Source organism: Bradyrhizobium sp. SHOUNA76, assembly GCF_023006445.1.
In the GTDB taxonomy this organism is placed as follows: Bacteria; Pseudomonadota; Alphaproteobacteria; order Rhizobiales; family Xanthobacteraceae; genus Bradyrhizobium.
This window is the reverse complement of the sequence record NZ_JALBHA010000071.1, coordinates 1-18,462: the sequence shown is the minus strand read 5'-3', so window position 1 is coordinate 18,462 and position 18,462 is coordinate 1. Positions and strand designations below refer to the sequence as shown.

24 protein-coding genes are annotated in these 18,462 nt (G+C 61.3%); 17 read left to right on the top strand and 7 right to left on the bottom strand.

Features of this window, described 5'->3' with window-relative positions:
• The 6 genes from MOV74_RS11540 to MOV74_RS11515 all read left to right on the top strand — a co-directional run.
• Positions 1–468: hypothetical protein (locus MOV74_RS11540; RefSeq protein ID WP_246921648.1), on the top strand; the 468-nt coding region annotated here is incomplete at its 5' end.
• Positions 465–677: a hypothetical protein gene (locus MOV74_RS11535; RefSeq protein ID WP_246921646.1), complete on the top strand. Its 213-nt coding sequence runs from the start codon at positions 465–467 to the stop codon at positions 675–677. The genes MOV74_RS11540 and MOV74_RS11535, both read left to right, overlap by 4 nt.
• A 211-nt stretch (positions 678–888) precedes the next feature.
• The gene (locus tag MOV74_RS11530) at positions 889–1,377 is read left to right on the top strand and encodes a hypothetical protein (RefSeq protein WP_246921644.1); all 489 of its coding nucleotides are present in this window, start codon (positions 889–891) and stop codon (positions 1,375–1,377) included.
• Positions 1,374–1,817, top strand: a complete 444-nt coding sequence (locus MOV74_RS11525; RefSeq protein WP_246921642.1) for a hypothetical protein — start codon at positions 1,374–1,376, stop codon at positions 1,815–1,817. The genes MOV74_RS11530 and MOV74_RS11525 overlap by 4 nt, the downstream gene beginning before the upstream one ends.
• A gap of 73 nt (positions 1,818–1,890) precedes the next feature.
• Complete coding sequence (locus tag MOV74_RS11520; protein ID WP_246921640.1) at positions 1,891–2,058, top strand: hypothetical protein; 168 nt, start codon at positions 1,891–1,893, stop codon at positions 2,056–2,058.
• A gap of 93 nt (positions 2,059–2,151) precedes the next feature.
• Positions 2,152–3,405, top strand: a complete 1,254-nt coding sequence (locus tag MOV74_RS11515; protein ID WP_246921637.1) for a hypothetical protein — start codon at positions 2,152–2,154, stop codon at positions 3,403–3,405.
• Positions 3,406–3,471: 66 nt separating this feature from the next.
• Here the strand turns inward: MOV74_RS11515 and mauJ are convergent, their stop codons facing one another.
• The gene (mauJ, locus tag MOV74_RS11510) at positions 3,472–4,545 is read right to left on the bottom strand and encodes a methylamine utilization protein MauJ (protein ID WP_246921635.1); all 1,074 of its coding nucleotides are present in this window, start codon (positions 4,543–4,545) and stop codon (positions 3,472–3,474) included.
• A 184-nt stretch (positions 4,546–4,729) separates the two neighbouring features.
• Between mauJ and MOV74_RS11505 the strand changes: the two genes are divergently transcribed.
• The 5 genes from MOV74_RS11505 to MOV74_RS40805 all read left to right on the top strand — a co-directional run bounded on the left by MOV74_RS11505 (position 4,730) and on the right by MOV74_RS40805 (position 7,682).
• Positions 4,730–5,665: a hypothetical protein gene (locus MOV74_RS11505; protein WP_246921632.1), complete on the top strand. Its 936-nt coding sequence runs from the start codon at positions 4,730–4,732 to the stop codon at positions 5,663–5,665.
• Positions 5,666–6,281: 616 nt separating this feature from the next.
• Positions 6,282–6,527 (top strand): hypothetical protein, encoded by a 246-nt coding sequence (locus MOV74_RS11500; protein ID WP_246921629.1) that lies wholly within the window; start codon positions 6,282–6,284, stop codon positions 6,525–6,527.
• A complete protein-coding gene (locus tag MOV74_RS11495; protein ID WP_246921626.1) occupies positions 6,524–6,856 on the top strand; it encodes a hypothetical protein in 333 nt (110 codons plus the stop codon). The genes MOV74_RS11500 and MOV74_RS11495 overlap by 4 nt, the downstream gene beginning before the upstream one ends.
• The gene (locus MOV74_RS11490; RefSeq protein ID WP_246921623.1) at positions 6,853–7,086 is read left to right on the top strand and encodes a hypothetical protein; all 234 of its coding nucleotides are present in this window, start codon (positions 6,853–6,855) and stop codon (positions 7,084–7,086) included. The genes MOV74_RS11495 and MOV74_RS11490 overlap by 4 nt, the downstream gene beginning before the upstream one ends.
• A 461-nt stretch (positions 7,087–7,547) precedes the next feature.
• Positions 7,548–7,682 (top strand): hypothetical protein, encoded by a 135-nt coding sequence (locus tag MOV74_RS40805; RefSeq protein ID WP_258719523.1) that lies wholly within the window; start codon positions 7,548–7,550, stop codon positions 7,680–7,682.
• A 7-nt stretch (positions 7,683–7,689) separates the two neighbouring features.
• Here the strand turns inward: MOV74_RS40805 and MOV74_RS11485 are convergent, their stop codons facing one another.
• The 4 genes from MOV74_RS11485 to MOV74_RS40980 all read right to left on the bottom strand — a co-directional run bounded on the left by MOV74_RS11485 (position 7,690) and on the right by MOV74_RS40980 (position 11,592).
• Positions 7,690–7,866: a hypothetical protein gene (locus MOV74_RS11485; protein ID WP_246921620.1), complete on the bottom strand. Its 177-nt coding sequence runs from the start codon at positions 7,864–7,866 to the stop codon at positions 7,690–7,692.
• A 72-nt stretch (positions 7,867–7,938) separates the two neighbouring features.
• On the bottom strand, positions 7,939–8,196 hold the full coding sequence (locus MOV74_RS11480) for a hypothetical protein (RefSeq protein WP_246921616.1): 258 nt from the start codon (positions 8,194–8,196) through the stop codon (positions 7,939–7,941).
• Positions 8,197–8,607: 411 nt separating this feature from the next.
• Positions 8,608–10,041: an SEFIR domain-containing protein gene (locus tag MOV74_RS11470; protein WP_246921610.1), complete on the bottom strand. Its 1,434-nt coding sequence runs from the start codon at positions 10,039–10,041 to the stop codon at positions 8,608–8,610.
• Between the two features lie 1,344 nt (positions 10,042–11,385).
• The gene (locus MOV74_RS40980; RefSeq protein ID WP_309486794.1) at positions 11,386–11,592 is read right to left on the bottom strand and encodes a hypothetical protein; all 207 of its coding nucleotides are present in this window, start codon (positions 11,590–11,592) and stop codon (positions 11,386–11,388) included.
• A gap of 397 nt (positions 11,593–11,989) precedes the next feature.
• Between MOV74_RS40980 and MOV74_RS11465 the strand changes: the two genes are divergently transcribed.
• The 3 genes from MOV74_RS11465 (at position 11,990) to MOV74_RS11455 (ending at position 15,122) form a co-directional block, all read left to right on the top strand.
• Positions 11,990–14,023, top strand: coding sequence for a VTT domain-containing protein (locus MOV74_RS11465; RefSeq protein WP_246921607.1), 2,034 nt, complete (start codon positions 11,990–11,992; stop codon positions 14,021–14,023).
• Positions 14,023–14,712, top strand: a complete 690-nt coding sequence (locus MOV74_RS11460) for an endonuclease/exonuclease/phosphatase family protein (protein WP_246921605.1) — start codon at positions 14,023–14,025, stop codon at positions 14,710–14,712. The genes MOV74_RS11465 and MOV74_RS11460 overlap by 1 nt, the downstream gene beginning before the upstream one ends.
• A gap of 218 nt (positions 14,713–14,930) precedes the next feature.
• A complete protein-coding gene (locus MOV74_RS11455; RefSeq protein ID WP_246921603.1) occupies positions 14,931–15,122 on the top strand; it encodes a hypothetical protein in 192 nt (63 codons plus the stop codon).
• A gap of 53 nt (positions 15,123–15,175) precedes the next feature.
• On the opposite strand, the gene MOV74_RS11450 is transcribed toward MOV74_RS11455, so the two are convergent.
• Complete coding sequence (locus MOV74_RS11450) at positions 15,176–15,400, bottom strand: hypothetical protein (RefSeq protein ID WP_212085393.1); 225 nt, start codon at positions 15,398–15,400, stop codon at positions 15,176–15,178.
• A gap of 254 nt (positions 15,401–15,654) precedes the next feature.
• Here MOV74_RS11450 and MOV74_RS11445 point away from each other — a divergent pair, with 254 nt between their 5' ends.
• A complete protein-coding gene (locus tag MOV74_RS11445) occupies positions 15,655–15,972 on the top strand; it encodes a DUF1476 domain-containing protein (protein ID WP_246921601.1) in 318 nt (105 codons plus the stop codon).
• A 15-nt stretch (positions 15,973–15,987) separates the two neighbouring features.
• On the opposite strand, the gene MOV74_RS11440 is transcribed toward MOV74_RS11445, so the two are convergent.
• Positions 15,988–16,566, bottom strand: a complete 579-nt coding sequence (locus MOV74_RS11440) for a TIGR00645 family protein (protein WP_246921599.1) — start codon at positions 16,564–16,566, stop codon at positions 15,988–15,990.
• Positions 16,567–16,726: 160 nt separating this feature from the next.
• On the opposite strand from MOV74_RS11440, the gene MOV74_RS11435 reads away from it, so the two are divergent.
• Together MOV74_RS11435 and MOV74_RS11430 are read left to right on the top strand one after the other, a co-directional pair.
• Complete coding sequence (locus MOV74_RS11435; RefSeq protein ID WP_246921597.1) at positions 16,727–17,017, top strand: hypothetical protein; 291 nt, start codon at positions 16,727–16,729, stop codon at positions 17,015–17,017.
• Positions 17,018–17,777: 760 nt separating this feature from the next.
• On the top strand, positions 17,778–18,462 hold a 685-nt coding region (locus tag MOV74_RS11430), incomplete at its 3' end, for a septal ring lytic transglycosylase RlpA family protein (RefSeq protein WP_246921595.1).

Below are 18,462 nucleotides of genomic sequence, written 5' to 3'. Positions count from 1 at the left end.
CCGGCTCCAGTGATCCCGTCGGCCGCGGGCGACGCTGCGGCGCGCCTGAACGAGCTGAAAGCGGATCCTGCTTGGCGCGACGAGCTGCTCAACGGCTCGGTTAGCCACCTCAAGGAAATGCGCGACCTGCAGGCCGTCATCGGCCGTGGTGGCAATCCGGAGGTCGACAAGGCGATCGCCGGCGTGCTCGACGCGGCCCCGTTCCAGACGACCAAGCGGATGACCATGATCGGCACCGCTGAGCACTTGCGCGAGTCCGGGATTGGCGATGCCAACGTCATTCGCCAGGTGCTCGCAGGGGAAGCTGTGACGCCCGAGGAGCACGCCACGGCGACCGAGGCCAAAGCGAGGCTGATGCGCGACAGTGATTTCATCGCGCGCTACACGGCGGGGGACGGCGAGGCGAAGCGGCAAATGACGCTGCTCAACATCGTGGTCTCGAGCCCGATCAAGAGGATCGCGGCATGACGTCGATCGCGGGGCAGATGTCGCCGGCCGGCAGCGCGGCGTTCGGCTCCGGATATGGCGGCGGCACGCTCCAGGATCAGGCTCGCGCCGAGACTGAGGAAACGAGGCGCAAGCGGATGGAAGCTGCCAAGAGCGCGGGCTTAAGCCCGGCCAGCCAGGCGCTTGCGATCGATTTTGGAACGATGTCCGTTCCGGGTGCAGTTGCGTAAGGCGTAACGATCCCCGCAAGGGCAAGATCGTTTTGGACTGACGGGTCCCCTCCATGAGGGCAAGACCCCAACACCGGGCCCCCATCAAGGACAAGGCCAACACCGGCAAAGCAGACGACAGGCGAGGGCAGTTGAAAAACTGCTTTTGCCAACGGGCATCTACGTCTTGGATTTGAGGAAAATGTCGGAAATCGGCGAATTAGGTCCGGCTATGGCTGCTCTCAACGAGCGGCAGCGCAAGTTCGTGCACGCGCTTTTTCAGGCGCCGCGAAGCTTGGGGGCGGGCCTCTTTGCCGCGCGTGCCGCGGGCTATGGCACGCCTACGAGCTCGAACAATTCGCTTTCGGCTATCGCCTATCAGGTGCAGCAGGAGCCGAAGATACAGGCCGCGATCGCGGAGGTCAGCAAGCAGTACTTGACGATGCTCGGCCCGGTCGCGGTGCGCGCAATGAAGCGCGTTCTCGGTAACGACAAGCACCGGGAATTTGGCCGCGTGCTCGGCATCTTGATGGATCGCGTCGCGCCGGCACAGTCGACACACACCGTCAAGGTCGAGCACGACGCTTCGCCGCAGCTTGTGGCGACCGCAGCCGTGATGAGGCGCATCACGGAGCTGGCGACGCAGGCAGGCCTGGACGTCGAGCGCATGCCGCAGCTGCTCGATGCGAAGCCGATTGCCAAGTCGGAGCGCGCGGCATGACGGCAGCAACCGAGATCTATTACAACGGCCGCACGCACGCGGAGCACTGCGCCTGGTTAGACGGGTTGACGGGCGACGAATACCGCATCGTCCACATGCCGGTCGGCCATCTTTTCAGCCTCGCCGTTGTGTCTGTCATCAAGCAGCGATTGCTTACCGTCGAAATGACCGCCGGCCACCGCATGAAATTGCTGGACGGCATCGCGACGGTCATCGACGGCCCCGTCACGGCCGAAGCTGTCGCGGCAATCGAGGCGGCCGATCCTGTCGGTTTGAAGATGATGCACGAAATCATGCGGCTGCCGATCGAGCGGCAAATCCATGCCTTTCGGGATGCCGATGTTTTTCGACTGATGGCCCAGCTCAATCCGTCCCTGTTGGCGGCGCTTAAGCGCTGCCGTTGGGGTGCCTTCGACCGCAGCAGAATGGGGGATATGTAGGATGATTATCGAGCACGGAAATAAGACACATGCCGCGGCTTGCGTTGCGGCCGAGGGCGCCAGGCAACAGGCAGTGGCTGCAGCAATTGCGGCCGGCGGCGGAAGTGCCGCGGTGGCAGCTGCGGTGCGCACGGCTGAAATCGCCTTCTATCGATCGGTGCGCGATAGCGCGATCGCCAACGGTCAGCAGTGCGCGCAGCTCCATCAGGCGCTCCGCGACCTGGGGACTGGTGGTGCGTGATGAGAGCTCCAAGGGGTGCGGAGCCCCGTCATCCACGGCGGCCGGGACGTGGGGAGATCCCCGGCCACTCAATTTCAATCGGGGAGCGCGTCAATGAACTTTCTCAAGATCTGCACTGCGCTCCTGCTGGCGGCAGTCTCTTGTTTGCCCGCTCGAGCCCAGCAGTTCAACACCATCCGCGACAACAGCGTTATAGGCCGGATCGGCTCCGGTAGCGGCTCCGGGCCCTCGCAAGTGATCACCTTCGACCTGCTGGCTGCACAGCTCGCGCAGAAGGGATCCGTATCTGCGCCCGTCGCACGCGTGGCAAGCGCGACAGTTGCCTCGGGTGGAAGCTGTGCTTCCAATGGTGACTTCACCGCCACCACGAGCGGTGGCGCAGGGACGCAGGCGACCATCTCGGTGCACGCGACCGGCGGCATCGTCACCTCCGTCAACTCGATCGTCTCGCCGGGTGGATGGTATCAAAACCCGTCATCGCCGAACGCAGTGACAATCGCGGGCTGTAACGGCGTGACGCTGAATTTGACGTTCACCGGCGCGACCGCTGGCAACGCGATCGTCATCGGCGCAACACAAGGGACGCTGGCGGATGCAGGCGCGCCGCCGGCGCTTGCCACCACCTCGATCACCGCGGCCGCCCCTTTGTCCGGCGGCGGCACCCTCGCGAGCTCCCGCACCATTGGCCTTGCCGCCGGCTCGCTCGACACCGCCTTGGGCTATTGGGGTTCGACCACCGCGTCGGCGACGGCGATCAACAATTGCACGGGCGCGCTGACCTATTCGACCGCGACGCATACCTTCGGTTGCAACACCGGCGCCGGTACCGGCAACGTCGTCGTCTCGGGCACTCCGACGGCCAACCAGATCGCACGCTGGACGAGCTCGACAGATATCCAAGGCGTTGGCTTCGGCACTCTACAGCTCACAAGCGCTCATCAAAGTGCGCTCCCTAGCAACCCAGGTGGCACCGCCAACACGACTGGCGTCATGATGGGCCTCGGCGCAACGTGCAAGGTGACGCCGGCAACAACTGGCCGCGTCAGGTTCACAATCATCGGCAATGTCACGAACAACAACATCAGCAAAAACACGACGGTCATTGGTCGCTATGGAACAGGATCGGCTCCGAGCAACGCCGCCGCGCTGACTGGGACAATATTCGACAGTGGCAGAACCTATTCGACCACGGCGGCCGGAAGCCCGCTTATGTTATTCGCCGCAGAAGGAATCATCAGCGGGCTGACTGTGGGGACACAGGTTTGGTACGACGCATCGGTCGCGACCAACGACTCCGGCACGACGTCATCGATCGCGAGCATCCAGTGCATGGCGCAGGAGTTTTAAGCCCAATCAGTGACAATCGTTGTGTCAACCGGGTGGTGGCTTCACGTCCACCTAGGCTGGGCTTCATCAGCGGCGCTTATGGGCGACTTCTCCGGTTGATGGATTGATCTCTTCACCCCGCTCGTTCACTCGTATCGCTGTAATTGTGGGTAGCACTACGTTTTCAATCTTTGGGTCGTTTGGGTCGCCGTGCATTCCCATTTTCATGTGCGCCTTCATAGTTATTGTTTGAGAAACTACGCTGTCAGGCGAGCCGAAAATCATTTGCTCGGACTCGCTTTGCTTGATTTTGAGAGCGTTGAAAATGGCATAGAAGGCGCTGCGCCATATGAAATCCACTGCTTGGGATATCTCAAAATCAGGTGTGCGAGTCCTGATCTCTTCTTCGATCTCGGCGCGCGTGCGGCCGTGCATGATTGCGTTTCGGATCGCAAATAAGTCACGCTGCATTTCATTCGAGATGTTGAGACGACTAAACGACGCCTCGATCGCCTGCTTTTGAAACGGCCGGTGCTCCGGGATCGTGTTACACGTCGGACAGAACAAGTCCGACCGGCAACGCGGACACTTGTCGGTTACTCTTGTGGATTCCTTCGTCATCTCGGCGATGAGCTCGTGCACGAACCAGAAGTATTGGAACTGGTCCTCTGGAAACGTCGCTCGGACGCCGGCCGCAAACCAACGAAGTGGAGTTCGAAGGCGCGCGATTCCGGTGCATCTCTCCAGCGTCGCGAGCGTGGTCAAATTGTCTTCTGCGAGTTCTGGCCATCTTTCAGTGTAGCCGTCTTGCCCGCCGTACGCATACATATCGCGGATCTCAAGCCCGGGGGTCCAATCCATTAGAAAGCGCGGTCTCGAGAAACGAAAAGGGCAGCTTGTGCCAAAACTCAACGTGTCCATTATTTCGCGGATTCGCTCGTCGGCGAGCGCCTCTGCTTCCTTGATGTCGCTCGCACCGATCACGAGTTGAGCAGCCAACGACTCTTTTGAAAGGTCGTCTTCGCTCGCGTTCTGAATGGACAGTTCGCAATCTGGAAGGACGATTCTCAACTCCGGGACGTTAGGTGGCAAGATCAGAGTGGATTCGATCCGAAAATCCGCTATCCACCGCGTTGTGCCATCTTCTGATGGGTCCGCCATTCCCTATCTCCGCTGCGTGATTCGAAATCCGCAGGATGATGGCACGCAGGGCGAGCAGGGGCGTCCTCTTTCGCGCTTATCCCACCTATTCACAGGCCGGTGGATTGTCCTAACTGAGCCTTTGAGGTGCCGCGACTCAGGCGCGCTCTTTCCGCAGCGCAATCCTGCGCTTGTGGAGACGATCATGGCAGAAGCCCAGTTATCTCGCTCCGAAATACATCGCGCCGCTGAATTGAGGTGGCGCAACGTGCCGCCTGGCATCCCCGCCGATCTGGCGGTCGAGTTCATGAGCAAACTGAAGGCCGGGAGCACAATCGGAAAGCTTACCAGCGGAGGGCGCCGCGGTCCTCCCCTCGTCAGCTACGCGCGCTTTAAGAAGCACTGCGAACTATTTCCGGAGTGGGGCGCCGAGGCGTGGCGCGTCTCCCGGGCGAACATCATCGTCTTGAAAGGTGCACGTCTGCGTGCACTCACGCATTGCAAGCACGGTCATCCTTTTGCCGGCGAAAACCTCTACATCACTCCAAATGGTAAGAGGAAGTGTCTGGCGTGCTGTCGACGTCGGCATCTCGCGCCGGTGATGCCAACAGAGGAGGAAATTCGCCGAGCCACTGCAATGCTGAACTCGGGAAGTTCGGTCACTCTGATCTGCACCGGCAAACGCGACGGCCGACGGATACAGGCGCCGGTTTTTGGCTACCGCAAGTGGAAGCTCTTGCGAGCAGTCCAACCGTCGTTCGCCAGTCTCGTTCTCTCGGTGACCTCGGGCAGCAATTCTAGAGGGCAGCAGCGTCGTCATAACCCGATCAAGGCTGCACGGGAGGTTGAGAAGACCCAGACGAATGACTTCTACCGGATCCTCGCCATGGTCCCGCGCCACCTCTCGGAGGATGACCGGCATGACATTGCTCAGTCTGTCTTTCTCGCGCTGTTCGAGGGGTCCCTGCAACGTGATCAGATTGGGGCGCGTGTGCGCAGCTTCATCGCCGACCACCAGCGCGCCTTTCCAACGCGCTACGCGAAGTTTGGCGACAGTCCGTTGCTGTCTCTGGACGAAGCACTGTTCGACGATGGCTCGGGGACCCGGGGAGACAATGTGAGCCGCGGCCTTTGGGACTAGGCGCGCAACTTCCTTAGCTGGGTCCGAGGGCGCTGATGATGCCGATCGCAATCGGGACCAGGGCGACAACGGACCAAAATGTGGGCGTGGCGGAGCTCAGGCCGGTAACAAAGATCCAGATGCCAAACCCGGCGATGAAAGCCGAAATCGCATAGGCAAGCGCTCTGTCCATGCTCACCGACTCGGCCCCGGCTAAAACGTTCCTAGGCGCGCGCTCCGAAAGGGGTAGAATTTTAATTGCCCGGTAACTGCAAATCAGTGAAGCTGTCTGCTGGGCCTTAGAACCCGGACCTTGAGAAGGCGAAACCCGCTTGGCGGCGGGATCGACCTGCGTGGCGAGCCTTGGCGAACTCTGAACGCAATGGCTGCACCTTGGCGGGTGCGCCGACCTGGCTGTGACCTATCACGGCCGGGGTGGCGTAGCAATGCCGAGGGCCGCCAAGCCCGCGGCTGATGTCCAAGGGGAAACCCCAAAGGCTGCGCCGCGAGTCCTCAAGGCTCGTTCTAAGACCCCGGCTTTGCCGTCCGTCACGGCAAGCGGCCCTTAGAAGCCAAACCTTGAGAGCACCACCCTATGGCAATCGAAAGACCCATGTTTCCGGCGCGAGCGGAGTCCGTGGATTCGTTTCCTGCCCAAGCCGCCACTAGACAGCCCGAAACGGGAAAACGCCCCAGCGACCTCGGCAGACTCAGGAAAGAGGCATCCGACCGGATCGAGCAACTGATTGCCTTCCTCGACGCGACCGATCCGTATGTGACGACGGAGCTCGAGATCGATGACGGCGAGACCGGGATAGCCGATCTCGATGGCGTCCTGGAGCAGGTGGGAACGCAGGACTGGCAGCAGGGAGCGTTGGCATGAACATCCTCACCTTTCCATGCTGCCCCGCGTCACGCCCCGCTTTGCCACCTGGGAATGTCGCCGAGGTCAGGGCGCTGCCCTACGAGGTCACCCGCCGAATTCACTCACGGAAACCGCGGAGGTCAAAGAACGGCACGCCGGAAGAACGGGCAGCAAAGGTGGCATCGGCCGCATTGCCATCGGCGACAGTCATCGAACTACAACGCCCTCCAAAGCGCGCGTTGTTGAAGCAGGAGTTTGAGGCGAAGCTCAATCAACTGGACCCGCTCGGCCGCAGTTATATCGAAGGCTATATGCAGGCGCTGGTCGACCAGAGGGGGCGATCATGAACGCCGACCAACGGGAAGAGCGGGTAAAATTCAAACAGGAGATGAGGCGGCGCATCGATTTGATCGCGGTCGACTACGGGGTGCCGGAATCGGAAGTCGCGAAGGTGAGAGGGCGGCTCAAGCACCATGATGTGCTGAACTTCGCGAAAAAGTACCGCATCAGCCTCGACTGGTTGATCTGTGGCGACCTGAAGGGGCTCGTTCGAACGATCGTCGCGAGGCGAGCATGAAGCGCCGGCGCCGAATGCACAGGAAGCGCGACCGGCAGCGGCTGATGACGCACCGCCGACGGTTAAGGCGATAGCGACCAGGGCCCGCCGGTTCACGCTGGCGGGCCGTTCTCCGTTGCCAGAACGTTCTTATGGCCGCGCTGCACTTTTCGCAGTGGCCTAATTCGGCTTATACTGTTCCCTCAGGGGAACGGGCCCATGGAAGCACTGAGACGATCACTTGAGCAGTTGGGCGGCCCGCCCTTCTGCACCACATGCAACCTTGCCATGACCTGGTTTCGATCCGAGCTGCAAGCCGATAGCCGGTCGATCCTTCACATATTCCAGTGCAGGCGATGCGATGCGCAAGGTGAGATTATTTCCGCCGTAGAAGCGCCCGAGGGCAAGACGTAAGCCTCAGTTGGCGGCGCTGCTTGATCTAGCTCAAGCGGGCTCTCGTCTCTGCGGCAGACCGTCCGGCCATGGCCGACCCCGACAAGCAAACTGAGGGTAAGGAATCCAACTCCTCCCGCTTAGAGGAGGCGCGACGGATTATCGAGGAGTACGCCAACGACCTGCGGGAGTTCATCAAGAAGATGCGCCGCAAGATGAACTAAGGCCGCCTCAGTTGGCGGCCTCCGGCGGTCGGGCTGGAGGGCCTGTCACGCCGTACTCGAAGGCGACGCCTTCCGGGTCATTCTCGGCGAGCCATGCGTCGGCCGCCTCTTCAGTCGCAAAGACCTTCAGGCGGTCTTTGTCTCCGATCTGCCTGCTCGTGTCGGTGTAGACCCAGACGGTCATTGATCCCTCTTCAGCTTGCGCCGGGCTCGGTCTCCGAAGTCCTCCAGGACGAGGTAAACGTCCCCGGTCAGATCATTCTGCCGCCCTCAGACCCTGCTCGGTCGGCTCATAGCGCTCGCCGTGCTTCACCAGCCAGCCACCTTCAACCATCCTCCGCGCCAATTCCGTCGAGCATGCCGGTTGGCTGCCGCCCGGGTAATGGACGCCGCCTCCGCGCTGGACCAAGAAGCCATAAACGCGCGCCAGCCGTAGCGGCTTGAGCATGCCGGGAATGAGGAGGATGGAGCTGGTCATTGCTTCCTCAAGCACCGGCACCGACGAACGTTCCAAGCTCGCGGCGCCGGACCTACGCAAGGTCCGAGCACCTCCAGCGGCCCCGGGCCCCGTGCCCCCTAAAGCCCCACGTCTTTAAGCGATCGGAGAGCCTTACGCTGTCAGGCCAACGGTCGGCGTCTAAAGCAATGTGATGGCCACAATGGCAATAGATCAGCACGCCGCGCACACCCATTTCGCGCATCTCGCCGAAGGTGATCTTGCGCGGTCGACCGTCTGCGTGCGTTGGTGTGTGGCGTTTCGGGCGAGGCATTCCGCCATCGGCGCGTTTCGCTGGCGAGAGTCAAGTTATCAATGCCTGGGGCCACGGAATGCGCGGGAGCTACCGCGTGTTGTGGGTGGAAAAGCAAAAGCCCGCCGATTTACGCTGGGAAGCTTCATCTTTGCGCTGCGAGAATATAGAAGGTCTCATGGCTGCGTCGCCAATTTTGGCAGGTTTGAGAGAGCGGGAATGTCCAGCGTTTCAAATTGCCATCGGGGCAGATAGCGTCCTCCATCCTTCAAAAGCTCCTCCGACAGGCTTTCCAGTTGGCGCTTGTCCGCAATTCCAAGAACGGGACAGAACTGATCGAAATAGGCCTTCGATTGTGATCGCGCGAAAGGTTCGAACGGAGGTCGAAAGCGGAAAGTCGTGTACAGCAGCGTCTCCGGCCACCATCGCCCGCCTTCAATGCCGGCTCGCAGGAAGAGCACAAAATCCGCGAGCATCACATCCGTGAACTTGATCGTGCTGACGACGTGGCTTCGCTGCTCCAGAAGGTCGGCTCGGAGCGACACCCTGCGTAATTCCTGTTGTTTGGAGTCAAGACTGCGCATGTAGCGCCGAATGATCTGGAAACTTTTCATCGGCTCGTCTCGGCGGTCGTCAGGAACGTAGAAGCGCTGCCCGATCAAATCCGACGCGTCGCTGAACCGCTCGTATTTCAGCAGAGCTGCGAGCGTGTACAAAAACAGTTCGTGCACGATGAACACGTAGTTGTCGAAATCCCATTCGCTCCAAGAATGAACGTCTTCCGGCTTGTCCATGAGCGGTATTATGCGCTCGAAAAATCGTTGTAACGTCTTGATCAAGTCCGGATCTGACTTCGGTGCGGCCGACGCAACGAATTCGATGTACTCATTGCGGTACGGCAGGAACCGCTCGATGTTGTCGAGAACGGTCTGCGGAAAAGCACCTGGAGCAGTTGGCGCCAACTTGAATTCGGTTTTTAAGACGTCGACCAGCGTGTCCAGGTAGCTGTTTATTGAGGCGGCGGGATTGCCGGCCGATCGGCGGATGATCTCAACTGACTGGCGTGCTTTAGACCGCGTCGAGCTCGGCGAGCTGTCCTCGGCTAGAAAGGCGGGCATCGCCCCCAGTGCCGGCTTCACGTACAGCGGCTTGTTATAGATCCAACGGAGCAACTGCTCAAAGTTTGTGCCGTATAGGTCAGGCGTCATGTCGATGTAAATGCGCGATCCCAAAAACTTCGGCAGGTAGGGCTCGCCGTTCTCATCTACTTCAGAAACGACCGCTGTAAACTTGCTCTGATCGGCCTTCTTATAGATTTCCGGCGACATGATTTGTGATTCTGTACCAACGCCGCCCTTCCGACCGTCGGCCTTCTCTGCGTAGCGCTTGTCGCAAACGATGATGACCTTTGTTACTTCCGCGTCGGTGACCATCGACTCCATGAACTTGTAAGCGTCGTTTCCTTCTCTAAGATTCCACTTGTCGAGGACGACATCGACGCCGCTCTCAACCAGTTGGGTGGCAAGGTCAATGACCCATCGCTCGTGGTCTGGTGAGGACCAGCTGTAGGAGACGAATGCACGTGGCGGAGAAGTCTTTTCCTTGTCCAAGGGCGCTCCGTAAACTCGATGTCGTCAAGAAAGCCGGCGAAGGTCTCGATCGACATCCCGCCCGCTCACGAAGGAAGTGGTGGACGCCGCCGAGGGGGAATCGGTACCGATTCGCATACTACCTGTACGTGGTAGAGAACGCTAATGTGCGCGGAGCGGTAGAGGTCCTGGGGCGCCTGTCTAGTGAGAGGGCACGCCGCCTTTTGCGACATGCTGGGTCTCCGCGGGTATTCAGCAGCATGACGTCGAGCTGCTTGACACCAGCGGGCAGGCCGGAGTCTGATCGGCGCCCATGGGGCGGGATCAGCGCATCGTCGACGAGTTAAGGGCGTTCGAGCGGCTTTGCCGGAAGCTGGCGGCCGAGGAGGGGCCTTATTCGCTCGAGCGTGCCGGCCTGCTCGAGATGGCCGACAACTACGGTCGGGAGGCGCGTCGTCGCACCGTGGCTAGGACCGTAGATTGCGCTCGACGCTCACGGAAAAGGCGTGCGATTTCAAGAACGTTGACAGGACACCCCTTCCGCCAATAATCAGCAAACACAGTTACTTAGATGGATATCGCGCTTACTGCGCACAATCCAACGTACAATGAATCGCCGAAGGCGCCAGCCAGACATTGAGTCAACGTGCCGCGGCTTGGCCGCTGGCGATTAGGCCGCATCGAATCCAGCTTGGGTTTGATTTCATCTCTGCTCGTCGCGGGCGTCGGTTCATTTCTGATTTTGAACGGGGCCGAACTCAAAACCAAGTTGGGCTGGGCACAGACATCGAGTGCAAACTAAGAGGCCCGCCAGCGTGAACCGGCGGGCCGCTGATGCGGCTTAATGGATAGCCTTGTCTTCTCGGTTAAGCAGCTCCAGCCGCCTTTCTAGCTCTGCTTTCTTTGCCGCGAGCCTCGCGGCAAGAACGTCATTGACGACAGTGTGGAGTTGCCACAGTTCTTCGAGAGACATGCTCTCAAACTCTTTCCCTTCCATGAATTCCCCCGACTCACAGATGGGTTGAAAGCTTGGAGTTAGTCGACGAGGACAGCAACGAGACGTGGGTTGAGTGGAAGGTTTTTTACAGCTGCTCCCGATCTAACCGACAGTGCTAAAACCGGCCTCTTGCGAGCCGGCCGGAGTTTGACCGAGATATTGGCTACCAGCGGGCGCCGGTCACGGGAGCCGCCTGGCGGCAAGCTTCGCACCGACACAAATGCGAAGGCCGCAGGCACCGCTCTGGAGCAGCTCCTGCGGCCGGTGCCGCGACGTTCCGCGCGATCGACACGGCACGGTAGGTGGTACCACGGCGGCCCGCCAGCGCGAACCGCCAGCAGCCTAGCTGAAGCTGCTCCAACGTGAGTTCAGTCGATCGACTTCTCGAGCTTCCGGGCTGCCCGGAAGTCATCCATGTGCTGCAGGTTCGGCCCGTAGGCGGACTCCTTGGTGAGCAGATGGTAGATCCGGGCCACCATGGTTTGGAGATGCTTCATTCGTCCGCGGGGCATCGCCCGGGCCTTGCAAAGGGCTCGGACCGCGTGCGCTCGGAAGTAGTCAAAAGCGTCGGACATCGGAATTCAACGTCGCGCTCAGGGATTGGTTCTTACCCTCGATTCCGGAAACACCGGTCCAAACGAGATCGCATCAGGAACGGTATAGAATCTGAACAATTAGCCCGCAGGACGTTCACAGCGGGCAACGCATGTTCTTCTTCTTCTCGAACCGGCTCGGGTGTCTCGGCTCGCTGCTGATCTCCGGCTTGATCACACTCGCGCTGCTGTTCCTGTTCGGGATGATCAGGTTCTGACGTCCAGCGCGGACAGCCGTTCGAGCTGAGCTGAAGACGTGGAACCCATTGAGCGTTCAGCGCGTTTAGACGCGAATGCGAATTGCGAGGTTCACCTGCTTCAGAGCTCATCGACCCTGATCCCCGGCGACACCGTCTGGCGACGGTGCAAGACGCGGCGCGTGGCGGTTCTGAACGATGCTGCCGCTTATTTCGCGGCCCTGCGGGACGCGCTGCTGCAGGCGCAGGATCTCGTCTACATCATCGGATGGGACATCCATAGCGAGACCAGGCTGGTCGGAGCTTCCGGACATGCGGATGACGGCTTGCCGGAACAGCTTGGCCCATTCCTGCGCGCGCTGGTTCAACGGCGTCCCGCCCTGCAAATCCACATCCTCGTCTGGGACTTCGTCTCGTTTTACGCCTCCGAAAGGGAATGGAATTCCGCGGCCAAATTCACGGCCGACACAGATGGCCGCGTTCGGTTTCATCTGGATGCCACGCTTCCGTTTGGCTCGGCCCAACACCAGAAGATCGTCTGTGTCGACGGTTCACTGGCGTTCGTCGGCGGGCTCGATCTGACCATCAGGCGCTGGGACACCAGTGACCATCGCGCCGATCACGCATTGCGCTGCGACCCCGGGGGTAAGCCTTATCCGCCGTTTCATGATGTTCAATGCATGGTCGACGGAGACGCTGCGGCGCGGCTGTTCGAGCTCGCGGAGGAGCGCTGGCGCGCGGCGGGCCAACAGGTTCATGATCGATGCGCACAGAAGAGCATCCGGTGGCCGGCGAACGTGCCGGTCGAGGCCGAGCACTTGCCGGTGGGGATCGCCAGGACCGAGGTGGTTTGTCCTGCAGGTTCGACGATCAGGGAGGTCGAACGCTCGTTGATCGCAGCGATCCGGTCCGCGACGCGCTTCGTCTACATCGAAAATCAGTTTACCAGCGCCACCAAGTTCGCACGTGAATTGGCGGAGCAGATGCGTCGCGTGCCCATGCTTCGGGTTCTCGTCGTCACGCCCAAGCTGCATTCCTCGTGGGTGGAATCCCAGGCGATGCAGAACGGTCGTGGCGCCTTCATCGACTGCTTCAGCGCGGCCGGCATCGCGGATCGTATCCGCTTCGTCTATCCGGTCTCACGCAGCGGGGACACCGAAGCTGCCGTGATGGTGCACAGCAAGCTCATGATCGTCGATGACGGGATCCTGAGAATTGGCTCGGCGAACCTGAACAACCGTTCGATGGGCGCCGACAGCGAATGTGATCTCATCTTTGAAGCCTCGTCCGACGAGCACCGGGCCTTCATCGCATCAGTCCGCCATCGCCTGATCGCCCATTTCTGCGGTGTCGACGAACAGGCCGTCGCACAAAACGAGGATCGTCTTTTTACGCTGCTGGATGAGGTGTCGGACGCCGATGGGGCGAAGACGCTGCGACAAGTCGAGTCGTCGGTCCTGACCAGCACACTGGCCACGATGGTTCAGCCGGTTGCGGATCCTGAACGGCCTCTTCATCTGGAGCGGGCGGCATCCCGCATGTGGAACACGAAGACGATCATCGGGATCGTTTCAATAGCCGTGGCGCTTCTTGGACTGGCGATGGCCTGGTCGTACACGTCCTTGAGCGATTTCGCCGATGCGGGCCGTCTTTCGACGCTCCTGTCTGCCTACGCGCAGTCGGTCTGGGGGCCGCCGTTCGCGATCGCAGCTTTTGTGGTGGGCGGGCTGGTCGTGTTTCCGGTTCTCGTGCTCATTGCGGCAACCGCTGCCGCACTCGGGCCATGGCTGGGCTTCGTCAGCGCCATGGCGGGCGTCTTGCTCAGCGCTCTCATTCTTTTTGCGATCGGACGGGTGCTCGGCCGGGAACGCCTTCAGCGTTTGCTGGGGCGGCGTGCCGCGCGCATCCAGGAACGTGTTGTCGGCAAGGGCATTCTGGCTGTCGTCGTCATCCGGATGATTCCCATCGCGCCGTTCTCGGTGGTGAACGTCGTGGCTGGTGCGAGCATCCTGCCTCTGCGCGATTTCATGGCCGGAACTCTGCTGGGCATGACGCCCGGGATTCTCACCATGGCAGTTCTGGGCGCTCAGATCGCGGATCTGGCCAGGAATGCGTCCTGGACCAACGTAGTGCTGCTCGCACTGGCGTTCCTGGGCTGGCTCGCGATCTGCGCAGGCGCGCAATTCGTCGCGACGTGGCTCGCCGGGAGGCGCTGATGGCGCCGATGCGCTTCATGACGTGGAATGTGCATGGCACGTTCAATCTCAATCCGAAGTTCGATCTGGAGGGCATCTGTTCCATCGTTCACAAATGGGCTCCCGATGTCGTCGCGCTTCAAGAGGTGGATTCGCGATCGCGATCGGATGATCCGTTTGCGAAGCTGGCGAGCGTTGTCGGCGATCACCGTGTTCACGCCAAGTCGATCGTCACAGCGGATGGCGATTACGGTCAGATGCTGCTCAGCCGCTTTCCGTTCTCCAGCGTGCCCGAGATCGTGGACGTGTCGTATCGCGAGCGCGAGCCGCGCAGAGCGATTGCCACGGATCTGCTGACGCCTGCCGGCGATGTACGTGTGGTGGCCACGCATCTCGGCCTGAGTATCCACGAGCGATATGCGCAAGCTCAGGCCCTGGTGAGCCTGGTGAAACATGGCCGGACTGTCGTCCTCGGCGATTTCAATGACTGGTTCTGGGTCAAATCGGTGCGGCGCGTGCTTGCGCAGGTCTGCCCAAACCGGACGCGGCTCCGAACTTTCCCGTCGCGCTTACCTCTCATGCGGCTTGACCGGATCTATGCAACGTCCGACAGCCGGATCCGGAAAGTCTGGACCGACGATGAGGCGAGGGCCTTTTCAGACCATTTGCCGGTGATTGCGGACATCGAGATCTCCGCCGACGGAAGATGATCTCCTCGCGGGCCTCTTATGCTCACGTCCGAGCAAGGTGGCGGAATGCCACTGTCTTGCCCGACGGGGCCACCGCCTTTAGCGCATGATGGGAAAAGTCCTTGCGGCAGAATGGCTTGGCTACTGTGCATGGGGTTGTTTCGCAAATTATGGGGCCGGCCCGCTGTGCCCCTCAGAGGGCATGCGGAACTTTTTCCTCGCCGCCGCGTTCTCTTGGCATGACTGAAGACCTTTCGTTCCGACGCAAACCCCTGACCCCCGAACAGCGCCAGGCGCGCGATGCGGCACGCCGGATCGAGGCCGAAAAGGCCATGCGCGACCATGAAGTGGCGCAAAAGGCGTTTTACGCCAACAAAGAGCGGCTGAAGGCCGAACGGCTGGCGCGGGAAGCTGCGGCGGCGAAAGGCTGATCTGGCGCGGTCCCCCGCAGTCTTCTGACGCGATCTTCCGCCCGCGCTGACGGCTAATGCCTGTTGGACATCCGCGTTGCGCTCAAGGCCAGGACGAGCGCCTGGACGGCCCCCACGAAGGGCCCGCGGGGCGATCGCGCCTCGATCGCTTCGGCTGCGATGCGACAGTCCTCGGCGACCTTGAGCAGCCCGCTTCGCGTCAGGTCCATGGTGGAGAGGGCGGCCTGCTCCAGGCAGACCCGTTCAAGCCGTCGAAACTCCCGCAGCTCTTTGTTCATGCGTCAGCTCTCGGTGTGCCCCAAGCCATGCGGCGCTGAGTCTGCTTAACGAGTGGTAAACGATCTCCAACTAGCCGAGTCGGCTGGCGCCGGGCTTGTGCGTGCCATGCACACGACCGGCCGGGGGGCACGGCAGGCTTGACGGCGTGTGGCTTCCGCCGGAAGCTTCAAATCGTCCTACACCAGCGTGAACCGCGGAGACTTTTGCACCAGCCAGTCCGACCCTCATCAGCGAAAGCGCAATGGAGCTGACCATGACCACGTTCGACAAGCGCGAGCAGGGCTTCGAGGCCAAATTCGTCCACGACAAGGAACTCATGTTCAAGGTCGCCGCCCGATCCAACAAGCTGCTCGGTCTCTGGGCCGCAAGCCGGCTCGGACTGAGCGGCGATGCCGCGGCAAGCTATGCAACAACGCTGGTGACGGACCATCTGGAAAACCAGACGATGGACGAGGTGCTGGACAAGGTGTCGGAGGATCTTGCCGGCACGGGCCTTGCGCGCGAGCAGGTCGCGGCCAAGTTTCAGGAATGCCTGCGTCAGGTCATGCAGCAGCTCGAGACCGACAGGTAAAGCGGGCGCGAGGCCTCACTCGGCGTGCTTGCGCATTCCGGAATCGCTGAGCTTGTCGACATAGGCGATGCCGATCGCCGAGAGAATGAAGGTGATGTGAATCAGCACCTGCCACATCACGCCGGTCTCGGTGAAGCCGGCGCGGTCCGAGCCGAGATTGCCGGCCTCGATGAAGGTGCGCAGCAGCGCGATCGAGGAGATGCCGATGATGGCCATGGCGAGCTTGATCTTCAGCACGCTGGCATTGACGTGGCCGAGCCATTCCGGCTCGTCGGGATGGCCCTGGAGGTCGAGCCGGGAGACGAACGTCTCGTAGCCGCCGACGATCACCATCACGAGCAGGTTGGAGATCATCACGACGTCGATCAGGGCGAGCACGCTCATCATGATCTGTTGCTCGGTGAGATCGATCGCGTGCCAGGAGAGGTGCCAGAGCTCTTTCAGGAACAGCACGATATAGACGCATTGCGCCGCGATCAGTCCGAGATAGAGCGGCAGTTGCAGCCAGCGTGAGCCGAAGATGATCATCGGCAGCAGGCCCAGGCGCGGCGAGGGCGGGCGGGGCTCGGTGCGGGTCTCAGGCTCAACCGACATTCAGGCCGCATCCTCGCAATCGAAACGATCTCGCTTTCATCTAACGCGACAAGATGGCCGGCGGAAGACGTGGCCCGCGTCTCGCCTTCGGCGGATCGCGCCATTTCGTGCTAGCGTGCCTTGCGGCCATCGTGCGACGGCCCGGATCGGGAGGCGGGGAGTGAGCAGGGGCGGCTTCGGCAGATGGGTCAGCGGGATCGCGCTCGCCGGCGCGATCACGATTGGCGCCGGCTCCGCGGAGGTCTCGGCGAGCCCGCTGACGCCGTTTCGCTACGAGGCGCAGGCGCAGCGTCATTGTCCGCACGACAAGGTGGTCTGGCTCGATTTCAGGAAAGGGGTCTACTACCGCAAGGGTCAGAAGCGGTACGGCCAGGGGTTCGACGGCAGCTTCGTCTGCCAGAACGAGGCGCGCGACAGCTTCTATCGCCGGTCCCTGCTGGGCCTGCGCTGAGGCGTCGAAAGCAGAAATTCAATCAACTAAACGGGAGCGGGGCAATCCTAAAGGGATTGCGGTGCAGCATCGCGGTGCAGGTGTGGTTAGAAAACGGAAAAGCGCTGGCGGTGTTCAGGCGAAGGCCAGTGCCACGAGGCTCGAGCAGAGCAGGACCAAGCCGCCGGCGGTCAATGCCAGGAAGCCGTCAGATACCAGGTCATGGTTGCGCATGGGACACCTGCCGCTCTCGTCTTCGTTGCTCGGTCGGATCGATCAAATTCGCCGAACGCGCCGTCTTGAAAGAGGTGTTGCTTGCCGTTCGCGCGAGTGCCTCAGGCCCTCGTGCGGTAACCCTCAAACGCATGGGCCAGGAAGATCCCCGCGCTTACCAGACCCATCAGTGCCGAAACCGTCTCGATCATCGTTAAATTCCAAATCCTGCCCTTGCATCCGAGAAAACGCGTGCGGCCTTGCACAGTCAAAAGAATTTCGGTGAGGGGCGCGACAATGGGGGTGGAGTGAGGATTTGGCGCAACAGAATGTCCGGCCATGGCACAGCGCAGGTGCCATCGCTCCGTAGAACAACGGAAAAATGCGAACGTCCCGTTTACCATCCCGGCGGGATCGCTGCGGGCTCCCCATTTCCGCCGTGTTCGGGTTGCGTTATCGTTACTGCTTCCGACGCGGTGGTGGGCCGCTTCGGATTGAAGGACCGGACAGCGCTCCCCGTAGCCATAGCGGGTTAGGTATGCTTCCGGCGAAGTGGTATTTGGGGCGCATGGGGATCCGACGGTCAGATTCGGTTTTGCGGGCCGCGCGCGGTGTTGCGGCGGTCGCGACCTGCCTTGCGCTTGCCAATTGCGCCTCCTCCAACAAATTCGCCAGCCGCGTTGACCCGAAGTACGGCGTGTCCTCGAGCCCCCGGGTCGTGGCTTTGGGTGATCCGGTCCCGAAGGGCGGTGGCACCTACCGCGTCGGCAAGCCCTATGTGGTGGCCGGCCGGACCTACGTGCCCGAGGAGGACGTCAACTACCGTGCCGAGGGCATGGCGTCCTGGTACGGCGATGACTTCCATGGCCGCCTGACCGCCAATGGCGAAGTGTTCGACATGACCTCGCTGACCGCGGCGCATCCGACCCTGCCGATGCCGTCCTATGCGCGGGTGACCAATGTGTCGAACGGCAAGTCGCTGATCGTCCGGGTCAATGACCGCGGTCCCTATCATGGCAACCGCCTCATCGATGTCTCGAACAAGGCCGCCGAACTCCTTGAGTTCAAAGGCAATGGCGTCGCCAAGGTCCGCGTCGAGTATGTCGGCCGGGCGCCGCTTGAAGGCTCCGACGACCGCCAGCTTCTGGCAACCCTGCGCACCGGTGTTCCGGCGCCATCGCCCTCGATGGTCCGGGTCGCCTCCGCAAGGCCCTTCGTGCCGGAATTGCCCGGATCGAGCCGCGGCGCCATTC

Bases quoted from the DNA above. Each gene is read 5' to 3' on its own strand.
- MOV74_RS11535 (WP_246921646.1), top strand. From the start codon at position 465: ATGACGTCGATCGCGGGGCAGATGTCGCCGGCCGGCAGCGCGGCGTTC.
- MOV74_RS11530 (WP_246921644.1), top strand. From the start codon at position 889: ATGGCTGCTCTCAACGAGCGGCAGCGCAAGTTCGTGCACGCGCTTTTT.
- MOV74_RS11525 (WP_246921642.1), top strand. From the start codon at position 1,374: ATGACGGCAGCAACCGAGATCTATTACAACGGCCGCACGCACGCGGAG.
- MOV74_RS11515 (WP_246921637.1), top strand. From the start codon at position 2,152: ATGAACTTTCTCAAGATCTGCACTGCGCTCCTGCTGGCGGCAGTCTCT.
- mauJ (WP_246921635.1), bottom strand. From the start codon at position 4,545: ATGGCGGACCCATCAGAAGATGGCACAACGCGGTGGATAGCGGATTTT.
- MOV74_RS11505 (WP_246921632.1), top strand. From the start codon at position 4,730: ATGGCAGAAGCCCAGTTATCTCGCTCCGAAATACATCGCGCCGCTGAA.
- MOV74_RS11495 (WP_246921626.1), top strand. From the start codon at position 6,524: ATGAACATCCTCACCTTTCCATGCTGCCCCGCGTCACGCCCCGCTTTG.
- MOV74_RS11490 (WP_246921623.1), top strand. From the start codon at position 6,853: ATGAACGCCGACCAACGGGAAGAGCGGGTAAAATTCAAACAGGAGATG.
- MOV74_RS40805 (WP_258719523.1), top strand. From the start codon at position 7,548: ATGGCCGACCCCGACAAGCAAACTGAGGGTAAGGAATCCAACTCCTCC.
- MOV74_RS11485 (WP_246921620.1), bottom strand. From the start codon at position 7,866: ATGACCGTCTGGGTCTACACCGACACGAGCAGGCAGATCGGAGACAAA.
- MOV74_RS40980 (WP_309486794.1), bottom strand. From the start codon at position 11,592: ATGTCCGACGCTTTTGACTACTTCCGAGCGCACGCGGTCCGAGCCCTT.
- MOV74_RS11460 (WP_246921605.1), top strand. From the start codon at position 14,023: ATGGCGCCGATGCGCTTCATGACGTGGAATGTGCATGGCACGTTCAAT.
- MOV74_RS11455 (WP_246921603.1), top strand. From the start codon at position 14,931: ATGACTGAAGACCTTTCGTTCCGACGCAAACCCCTGACCCCCGAACAG.
- MOV74_RS11450 (WP_212085393.1), bottom strand. From the start codon at position 15,400: ATGAACAAAGAGCTGCGGGAGTTTCGACGGCTTGAACGGGTCTGCCTG.
- MOV74_RS11445 (WP_246921601.1), top strand. From the start codon at position 15,655: ATGACCACGTTCGACAAGCGCGAGCAGGGCTTCGAGGCCAAATTCGTC.
- MOV74_RS11440 (WP_246921599.1), bottom strand. From the start codon at position 16,566: ATGTCGGTTGAGCCTGAGACCCGCACCGAGCCCCGCCCGCCCTCGCCG.